Source organism: Sphingobacterium sp. T2 (assembly GCF_000814685.1).
Lineage (GTDB): Bacteria > Bacteroidota > Bacteroidia > Sphingobacteriales > Sphingobacteriaceae > Sphingobacterium > Sphingobacterium thermophilum.
Map to the genome: position 1 here is coordinate 1 of NZ_JXAC01000130.1, position 8931 is coordinate 8931.

Here is an 8931-nt window from a genome sequence, read left to right on the forward strand (position 1 = left end):
CACCACATATACCTTCGGAGGACTTAGCTCAGCTGGTTCAGAGCACCTGCCTTACAAGCAGGGGGTCACTGGTTCGAATCCAGTAGCCTCCACTTCTTAGAAAGCATCAAGAAATTGATGCTTTTTTTATATTCCCCTTCCTTTGTTTTCATAAACTACTCTATTTTGATTGTTAAATATTATTATATTATTTTAATAATAGTATAAAATTTCTTGATGGTATCTCATGGTTTCTTTTTGTTTATCTTTTTATATGTTTACAACAAAAAAAATTCTTGATTATTCCTTCGGTTAAGGATAAGCTTGAGTGAAATACATTTATAAAGCTAAATTATTTCTTAAATATCTCATTTAACGTGTATTAGCATGGTAAAGTTGTTAGTTTGTAAGGAGAATACTAACAATTATATATCATGAAGAAAAGATTTTTTCTAAGAAAGAGCTTTATTCCTATTCGATTATTAGGAATATTTGCATTAACTCCAGTAATTGCTGTTCCTTTAGAAGCCAAACCTTTGGCCTTAATTGAAAGTAAGTGGCAAGCCGAAATTGAAGGTAGAGTACTGGGTACAGATGGAAAACCGTTGAGTGGAGTTACCGTTTCAACGCAATCCGGACAATCGACCAGTACCAACGAATCTGGACAGTTCAAGGTTCGTGCAAAGGTTGGTGATGTTATCATCGTTAAAAGTGTAGGATATCTGACACAAGAATTTGTTATCAACAGTTTGGTGGATAACGTCATTGTATTAGAAGAAGATATAGGTAATATTGAAGAGGTAGTGGTGGTGGGTTATGGACGTCAGAAAAGAAGTAACCTTACAGGAGCGATGACAGCTGTCAGCGCGGACAACCTTAAAAATATCGCACCCTCCAACCTTTCCAATACATTGGCCGGTAGGGCTCCTGGTGTCAACGTAACCAACACGTCGGGTATGACGGGAGCATCGTCATCTTTGCGGATACGGGGGAGCTTTGCCGAGCCTCTATACGTTATCGATGGAGTGGTGAGAGACAAGGCTGCATTTGATGCTTTGGAAGCCAATGAGGTGGATCAGATTAGTTTCTTAAAAGATGCGGCGATGGGAGCTGTATATGGGACGCGTGCAGGAAATGGAGTGGTGCTCGTAACGACCAAGAAAGGGACGCCGCAAGCTCCTGTTTTCAATGTGCAGAGCACCTATTCTTTGGCAGCACCTACACAGACATTGTTGGCAGATCTTACAACGGCAGAAGACGAACTTATCTATCAGAACCGTGTCTCATACTTCCAGTGGCTAAATGGTAATCAGCAAGCACCATTTGTCGCTCCAAATGGCCAGAAAGAATTTGACTATTTCAAAGATAAGAATTACAGTGTTACGGATTGGATATGGCGAAACCCATTCAGTCACCGGCAGTCTATCTCCTTGACAGGAGGTGGTGAGGCTATCACCTATTATAACTTATTGAGCTATAGAAAAGAGTTAGGCTCCTATAAGTCTTTAGAACACGATAAATTTAATATACGTAGTAATGTCAGCGCCAAGGTCAATGAGGCCTTTACCATTGATTTGAATATATCGGCCAATCAGACTAATTCGAAGAGATTCTTTTGGCCATTCAGTACTTCGGCAAATGACGACGATTTTGATGTGTCCGATTTCTATCGTGTGACCTTCAACTGGCCTAAGATGTATCCTTTTTACCTCAATGCGGACGGCACGCCAAGTGATAAGCCTACAGAGTACCCTGTACAAACGCCGATGGGAAGCTGGCAGGCATGGAATGTTATCGATCAGGTGATAGGTAATCGTTATATTGATCGAAAAGTTAGGGAGATTAATCCTATCCTGACATTGAGTTACAAGCTGGATGGTTTGGTGAAAGGCTTGTCAACAAAAGTGGTGGGAAGTTATGTGGCAGAGGACTATATGCGTAAGCGCTTCATGACCTTCCAGAAGAATTATACTTTCACACCATTGGATGCTAGTGACAACCGTTTTATCCCGGCTCCTCCGTCGGAAGATAAAATCAACATCTTTACTTTCAGCCAAGCGGCACCGTTTGTGGATTATACGCCAGAACGTACGTGGGAATACCAAGTAAACTGGTTTTTAAATTATGCTAAAACGTTTGATAAACATAATGTCGACGCTATGGTGGTGTATGAACAGTTCAAATTCGGAGGCATCTTTGTCAACTCTAGAGCTGAAAATCCTATCACCAACATAGATCAGATGTTTGTGTATCCTACAGATCGTAACTACCGGTCCACCAATGCTTATGAGTCTACCGATGCACGGAGAGCGCTGATAGGAAGAATAAACTATAACTACAGTGATAGATATATTGCTGAATTTTCGTTCCGATACGACGGCTCTCCGCTATTCCCTGGAGATAAACGTTGGGGATTCTTCCCTTCTATGTCCGCTGCATGGCGTATTTCCGAAGAAAATTTCTTTGCCGGAGCAAAAGAAAATATCAACGAACTAAAACTACGCTTCTCTTATGGAACGACTGGTAATGACCTTGCCGTGGACGGCAATAAGATTGGTCAGTTTTTGTATGAAGAAAAATATGTGCCATCAGGTGGTTATATCTTCGGAGACCGTTATTACAATGGTATCATGTACGGAGCTAACCCTACTCAAAACCTTACATGGACAACATCCAAAAGTTATAACCTAGGAGTCGATTTCGGATTGTTGAAAAATCGATTGACAGGAAGCATAGATGTCTTTAGCCGCAAGGAAACAGATATATTGGGTACTAGAAATCTAGTGGTTCCGGATAACTATGGAAGAACGCTAGCGCCCGAAAACTATGCTGCTAGAAGCTACAAAGGAGGGGAGATTAGTCTGATGTGGAATAATCGTGTGAATGAGGTAGCTTACGGCTTCGGAATCAACGTGGGATATGCTAAAGATAGGTGGGATATTTATGATGAAGAACCTTCTTATGCAGCAGGAAGAGAGCAAAATTTCCGATCCAGAATAGGAAGACCGGAAAACAGGTTGATAGGTCTTGAAGCAATAGATTTGGTACGCACGCAAGAGCAACTTGACGATCTGCTAAGCAAAGGTTTCAAAACCTACGGAAGAGACCCTTACCTAGGCATGATTCTTTATAAAGATGTTCGGGGAGCCAACTATTCTGACGGTCCGGATGGAAAGATCGACGACAATGATATGGTGCTTTTATCGGACAACAACTCGCCACGAATCAACTATGGCGTCAACATGAATATAAGTTGGAAAGGTATAAGTGTGTCGGCATTGTTACAAGGAGTGATGGCTTACGACAGGATGATTAGCAATCAAGAAGGAGGTGGCATGCGACAGCACGGAGGAAACTTCCGTCCTTACTATCCTATTTGGGCAGGCGATGTATGGACAGAGGAAAACCCTAATGCCAAATATCCACGTGTAGTAGGCTCTAACTGGGCGGAATCGGGAACCGGCAATTCCAGCTTCTGGATAAGAAACGGTGACTTATCTACGTCTGAGAGATTTAAATGTGTCGTATGCGTTGCCAAACTCGGTAACAAATGCGTTGAAGATTAAACAAGCTAATATATTCTTTAATGGGACTAACTTGTTTGTAATCTCCAAGATGACAGAATTTCACGACCCAGAACAGAAAATGTATGATTCTTACCCTGTCATGAAGACGTTTAACCTTGGACTTGACTTTAAATTTTAATTGGAAGTAACTATGAAAAAGATTTTTTTCCCCGTAATATTTTTATTGAGCCTTACCTCTTGTAAGGATGTACTGGATATCCGTGATCTGAACTCATTAGACGAGCGGGAAGTGTGGCAAGATCCCAACCTTGTCAATGCCTATCTGGCAAATGTCTATTCTATTTTTGGTAATTGGAATGCCTCTGCCGACAATAACTCGGAGCAGCTGGTAGGTATAACGTTCCCTTTGGATGCGGTTACGGTTAATAATTCCAGTTACAAGGCTTGGGATTATACGACTATACGTAAAATCAATACAGCCCTGGTAAAAATTGAGGAAAGCACGGGGCTGAATGATAACGATAAGAGAAATTTCCGTGGTCAGCTGCTTTTTATGCGTGCTTATGCATATTTCAATATGGTAAAACATCATGGTGGCGTGCCGTATATTAAAGTGCCACAAGAATCTTGAAAAAGATGACCTGAACACCCCTCGCCACTCTACTTTGGAGTGTTTTCAGTTTATCGTCGAAGACTTGAATGAGGCGATTAGCCTGTTACCGGAGACCATAGAAAAATCGTCCGAGAACTATGGCAAGATTGATGGTAACTTTGCGTTAGCGTTTAAGGCTAAGGTACTGTTGTATAAGGCTTCTCCTCAATTCAATCCTACGAATCCTTATGGAAATAGCTATTGGAATGAGGCCTATGAGGCTAACAAGCAGGCCTATGAGCAGCTCAAAGCTAATGGATATGGACTTATCGACGACTACTATAATATCGCTTTGGAAGAGAAGAACAAGGAGACGGTATTTGCAGTAATCAACACTTATCCTAACAAGGTGGCGTCCTATGACTATGGTGTGAGACCAGGTTCGGAAAGTCGCGGAGCAGCGTCAGCAGTGCCAACCTGGGAGTTTGTCAAATCTTTCCCTATGATAGATGGTAAATCGTACTCCGATCCTTCAAGCGCTTATTACAAGACAGAAGAACAGTTTCTTCAATCGTATTGGAAGGATAGGGATCCGCGTTTTGAAAAATCTATCGTCTGGAACGGAAAAATCTATGAAGTGTCAGGCAAGGCAGGCAAAAGACAATACACCGCAGTGGGGATTGCTGCCGACTTGGATAATTTCGGTACAAACCCTGCGGCACAGACACCGTCGGAAAACCTCAATCGATACAGTGGATTTTTCATCCTTAAAAATTCGAAACTGTCTTTAAAGCAGACAGAGGTGGAAACCCAATATGATGTGGATTATATAGTTATGCGCTTTGCTGAGGTGATGTTAAACTATGCAGAAACGGCCAATGAAATGGGAGATCTGGCTACTGCTATGAGTCTTTTGAGAGAAATCAGACAACGCGCGGGTATTCTTCCCGGCAATGATGGCAACTATGGCATTATAGCCAGTACTAAGGAGCAGATGCGAGACGCTATTCTCGCCGAGAGAAATATAGAATTGTGTTTCGAAGGACATCGATTCTGGGATTTGAGACGCCTGAGAAAATTGCATCTCTTAGATAATACAACCAAGCATGGAATAGAGGCCATCGCTATCAATCCGGATGGCTCAGAAATGGATCTGGGAATAGCTTCCGAGTTGGCTAGAACATATCAGCTTAAGGAAGAGAACTTTAAATATAGAGTGTTACAAGTCCCTAACTCAGGAGCTAAAGTTAACATTGTGCCGGATACCTATTATTTCTTCCCTGTATCACAATCGGTATTAGACAAAAACCCTAAAATTGAGCAGAACAAGGATTGGGGAGGAACATTTGACCCTACCATTCACTAACGACAAAGGGGCTCTGCATAAGAGCCCTTTGTTTTTAAAACCTTATAATCTCTTCTATCTGTTCGTGGACAAACTTCAGGGTAATAGGGTCTGTGAAAAGACCTTCCTCGTTTAATTCGTTTTGGATGTGAGGAACATGAATCTTTAGGGGAAGGACATGCATACGGACATAATTGCATACTCCCGTAAAGTGGTCTACTCCGCGGATATTGCCATATTTCCCTGTGGATACGCCTACCAAGGCCGCTTTCTTATTTTGGAAAGAGGTCGGATAGGTGCACGCATCGATGAATACTTTAAGGGCGCCGGGATAGCTACCGTTGTATTCCGGGATAATAAAAACGAATTTCCTTGCCTCATGGACCTTGGCCTGGATGGGCGCAAAAGCTTCCGACCTTTTGCCGTATAAATCCGTGAACAAAATATCATGAGGTAAATCTTCCAAGGAAAGCATATCCCAGGCCTCTCCGCACTTGTTTAATTCTTCTTTATAATATTGAGCTACTTTTAATGAGTTACTACCCAGTCTATTGGTACAGGAGATAATTAAATTCATTGTTATGATGTAACTTATCTTTCCCGACATACGATTTGACAAAACGTATGTCAATTTTTTGTATCTTAGCATCCTGAGTAATAGTATCAGGAGGCTCTCAAATTTAGTAAATTTAACATCATTTATATATTTATTTTGGTAAGCGTGATGTAAATTTGATAGGAGGGCCGGATTGGTCGGATATAATTGTAAAGATTAAGTATCTCATGGGAAAAATAATTGCAATAGCAAATCAAAAGGGTGGTGTAGGAAAGACTACAACGTCAATAAATTTAGCCGCTAGTTTAGCCGTATTGGAGTATAAGACACTCCTTGTAGATGCGGACCCACAGGCTAACTCTACATCAGGGATAGGATTTGATCCTCGCGGTATTAAGGCTAGTGTGTATGAGTGTTTGGTGAATGATCTGGACCCGCGAGAAGCTATCAAAGCCACAGAAACACCTAACCTAGATTTGCTGCCGGCACATATCGACTTGGTCGGAGCAGAAATCGAGATGATTAATCTGAATGAGCGCGAGTACAAGATGAAGAAAATGTTGGATGCGGTGAAGGATGATTACGACTTCATCATCATCGACTGTTCTCCATCGCTAGGATTGATTACTATCAACGCCTTGACAGCTTCGGACTCAGTCATTATCCCGGTGCAGTGTGAATATTTTGCCCTAGAAGGATTAGGAAAATTGTTGAACACTATCAAGATCGTTCAAAACAGGTTGAATACCAATCTGGAGATTGAAGGTATATTGTTAACAATGTATGATGTGCGTTTGCGCCTATCCAACCAAGTGGTGGAAGAGGTGCGCACACACTTCACAGATTTGGTATTTGACACTATTATCCAGCGTAACACGCGTCTGAGTGAAGCACCAAGCTTCGGTGTGTCTGTAATCATGCACGATGCTTCATGTAAAGGGGCCATAAACTATCTCAACTTGGCGCGAGAGATATTACAGAAGAACGGTTTGGTAGAACAAAATAAAGAAGAAAAAGCAATCGTATAATGGCAGCATTACAACGAAAAACAGGATTAGGAAAAGGTCTTAGTGCGTTATTACAAGATGATATCAATATAGGAAACTCATCAAGCAGCTCGCGTGAGAATAAAGAAACTTCCATACCTTCGGTAGGAAGCATCAACTTCATAAAAGTCGATCAGATTGCTGTCAACCCTTATCAGCCGCGTACTGACTTCGATGAGCAGGCATTGAAAGAACTTGCCGAATCCATTACCTTACAAGGGTTGATCCAACCGATTACCGTAAGACAGGTAAATAAAGATCAATATCAGCTTATCAGTGGGGAGCGCCGGCTTCGTGCGTCGATAATGGCGGGACTTACTGAGATTCCGGCATATGTACGGACGGCCAACGACCAACAGATGTTGGAAATGGCCTTATCGAAAACATCCAACGGGAGAACCTGAACGCTATTGAGGTAGCTTTGACATTCCAGCGAATGATCGAAGAATGTAACCTGAAGCAGGAGGAGTTGGGAGAACGCGTATCAAAAAACCGTTCTACTGTTACCAACTACCTACGTCTTCTCAAGCTTCCTCCAGTAATCCAAGCAGGAATTCGCGACGGAAAGATATCCATGGGACATGCAAGAGCGTTGATCAATGTAGGGGATATCGAAAAGCAGCTGTATGTGTACGAGCAGATCATCGAAAAAGATCTGTCGGTACGTATGGCCGAAATTTTGGTTCGCAACATTCAGGAGCAGACAAAACCTAAAAAAGGAAAAGGAGTAGGCAAGCAGCTGGATTTTCAATATCAGAAGATAGAAGACGATTTGGCTTCCAAATTTTCTACCCGTGTACGGTTGAATATCAAAAACTCAAAAGGTAAAGGCTCCATAGAGATCCCTTTTGAATCGGAAGAAGATTTGAGCCGCATTCTTGAATTATTAGATTGGTAATGCCGAAATATTTATTTGCAATATTCTTGTTCTTTTTCTCTTTGTGTGCATTCTCGCAGGTAGACACCACCAAGAAAGCTGTTCCCGACTCCTTACGTATAGAGTTGGACAGTGTAAGTCTTGGTCAGGATACGGTGAAAAAGAAAGAGACGCGCGCAGAGCGAAAGGCGAGAATCAAGGCCGAAAAGGAGCGCGAAAAATATTATTACAAGGATATTTTAAAGGACTCTTCCCGTCTTGCCATTGAGGAGCTGTCGCGCGTAGCATGGAAAAGGTCCTTGATTCTTCCGGGCTGGGGACAGATTACCAATGGTGGTAAGTATGTATGGGTGAAGCTACCAATAATCTATGGCGGTTTTGTTACAGCCTATCTTACGTTCGACTATTGGAACTGGTTTTATCGGAAATTTGTGGATGAGGCTGCCTATAGAATAGATAACAATGGGGACAAGCGAGACCCCGATTTGGAAGGGTACGCCAGCTTAGAGGGGCTGATACGTGCAAAAGACAATTACAGGCGCTATAGAGATATGACTATACTGGCTACCGTAGGATGGTGGGGACTTAATGTGGTGGAAGCCTACGTAGATTCTATGTTGCGCTTTAGATATAATATCGGTGATGACTTAGGTTTTAAAGTTACGCCAACCTTAATACCTACGTCGGGCATGGCATACAACTTTAATTTCAGGAGTCTTTATGCTCCGGGATTGAAGTTAAATTTTAACTTTTAATGCTGAAAAACTAAATTATGAAAATCGTCTTACTTGGCTACGGCAAAATGGGGCAATTGATTGAGAAATTTGCACTCAAAAGAGGTCATGAAATTGCTCTTATCGTGGATTCCAGCAACAGAGATACTATTGAAGCCGAAGATTTGGCGGACGTAGATTTGGCCATAGATTTCAGCACTCCTGAGGCGGCACTTGCCAACATAAGTTTATGTTTGAGGCTGATGTGCCTATTGTGGTAGGGACAACAGGATGGA

At 42.0% G+C, this 8931-nt stretch carries 7 protein-coding genes, 1 tRNA gene and 1 pseudogene; 8 read left to right on the forward strand and 1 reads right to left on the reverse strand.

Annotated elements, in window-relative coordinates; all coding sequences use genetic code 11:
- Positions 1–16 precede the first annotated feature (16 nt).
- The 4 genes from SD31_RS09130 to SD31_RS09140 all read left to right on the forward strand — a co-directional run bounded on the left by SD31_RS09130 (position 17) and on the right by SD31_RS09140 (position 5464).
- A tRNA-Val gene (locus SD31_RS09130) sits at positions 17–92 on the forward strand.
- Between the two features lie 321 nt (positions 93–413).
- Positions 414–3545: a SusC/RagA family TonB-linked outer membrane protein gene (locus SD31_RS09135; protein ID WP_231561394.1), complete on the forward strand. Its 3132-nt coding sequence runs from the start codon at positions 414–416 to the stop codon at positions 3543–3545.
- 151 nt (positions 3546–3696) lie between these two features.
- The gene (locus SD31_RS19005; RefSeq protein ID WP_231561395.1) at positions 3697–4137 is read left to right on the forward strand and encodes a RagB/SusD family nutrient uptake outer membrane protein; all 441 of its coding nucleotides are present in this window, start codon (positions 3697–3699) and stop codon (positions 4135–4137) included.
- A complete protein-coding gene (locus SD31_RS09140; RefSeq protein ID WP_231561397.1) occupies positions 4097–5464 on the forward strand; it encodes a RagB/SusD family nutrient uptake outer membrane protein in 1368 nt (455 codons plus the stop codon). Before SD31_RS19005 ends, SD31_RS09140 begins: the two co-directional genes overlap by 41 nt.
- Positions 5465–5498: 34 nt before the next feature.
- Here SD31_RS09140 and SD31_RS09145 read toward each other — a convergent pair whose 3' ends face one another.
- Positions 5499–6020, reverse strand: coding sequence for an NADPH-dependent FMN reductase (locus SD31_RS09145; RefSeq protein WP_039053898.1), 522 nt, complete (start codon positions 6018–6020; stop codon positions 5499–5501).
- Between the two features lie 206 nt (positions 6021–6226).
- On the opposite strand from SD31_RS09145, the gene SD31_RS09150 reads away from it, so the two are divergent.
- From SD31_RS09150 to SD31_RS09165, 4 genes and pseudogenes are all read left to right on the forward strand, one after another.
- Entirely contained in the window at positions 6227–7027 is an 801-nt protein-coding gene (locus tag SD31_RS09150) for a ParA family protein (RefSeq protein WP_039053899.1), read from the forward strand.
- A pseudogene (locus tag SD31_RS09155) lies at positions 7027–7943 on the forward strand (ParB/RepB/Spo0J family partition protein). Before SD31_RS09150 ends, SD31_RS09155 begins: the two are co-directional and overlap by 1 nt.
- Complete coding sequence (locus SD31_RS09160; protein WP_052258872.1) at positions 7943–8677, forward strand: DUF5683 domain-containing protein; 735 nt, start codon at positions 7943–7945, stop codon at positions 8675–8677. The pseudogene SD31_RS09155 and the gene SD31_RS09160 overlap by 1 nt, the downstream one beginning before the upstream one ends.
- 17 nt (positions 8678–8694) lie before the next feature.
- Complete coding sequence (locus SD31_RS09165; protein ID WP_039053897.1) at positions 8695–8916, forward strand: hypothetical protein; 222 nt, start codon at positions 8695–8697, stop codon at positions 8914–8916.
- The last annotated feature ends 15 nt before the right edge of the window (positions 8917–8931 follow it).

Excerpts from the sequence above, each read along its gene's own strand:
- SD31_RS09145 (WP_039053898.1), bottom strand. The coding sequence starts at position 6,020 with ATGAATTTAATTATCTCCTGTACCAATAGACTGGGTAGTAACTCATTA.
- SD31_RS09150 (WP_039053899.1), top strand. The coding sequence starts at position 6,227 with ATGGGAAAAATAATTGCAATAGCAAATCAAAAGGGTGGTGTAGGAAAG.
- SD31_RS09140 (WP_231561397.1), top strand. The coding sequence starts at position 4,097 with ATGGTGGCGTGCCGTATATTAAAGTGCCACAAGAATCTTGAAAAAGAT.
- SD31_RS09135 (WP_231561394.1), top strand. The coding sequence starts at position 414 with ATGAAGAAAAGATTTTTTCTAAGAAAGAGCTTTATTCCTATTCGATTA.
- SD31_RS09160 (WP_052258872.1), top strand. The coding sequence starts at position 7,943 with ATGCCGAAATATTTATTTGCAATATTCTTGTTCTTTTTCTCTTTGTGT.
- SD31_RS19005 (WP_231561395.1), top strand. The coding sequence starts at position 3,697 with ATGAAAAAGATTTTTTTCCCCGTAATATTTTTATTGAGCCTTACCTCT.
- SD31_RS09165 (WP_039053897.1), top strand. The coding sequence starts at position 8,695 with ATGAAAATCGTCTTACTTGGCTACGGCAAAATGGGGCAATTGATTGAG.